Consider the following 270-nt stretch of genomic DNA (forward strand, 5'->3'; position numbering starts at 1 on the left):
GCTTGTACCATACCAACGGCAACCGCCTCACCATGCAGCCAATTACCATAGCCTTCGTGGGTTTCGATCACATGACCAAAAGTATGACCGAAATTTAATAGCGCCCGTACACCCGACTCTCTTTCATCTTGCGCCACGACATCGGCTTTGTATTGACAGCAGCGTTTGACCGCCTCGCCAAGTACTGCCAAATCTAACGCCATCATCGCTGGTAAATTGTGCTCAAGCCACGTTAAAAATTCCGCATCCATAATAAGTGCGTATTTAATG

At 47.8% G+C, this 270-nt stretch carries 1 protein-coding gene; it reads right to left on the reverse strand.

Annotated elements, in window-relative coordinates; translation table 11 throughout:
* Positions 1-270: 3-dehydroquinate synthase family protein (locus AAEY78_RS13225; RefSeq protein WP_502943776.1), on the reverse strand; the 270-nt coding region annotated here is incomplete at both ends.

The sequence above is a fragment of the Psychrobacter sp. 16-MNA-CIBAN-0192 genome (assembly GCF_040309565.1).
GTDB lineage: Bacteria > Pseudomonadota > Gammaproteobacteria > Pseudomonadales > Moraxellaceae > Psychrobacter.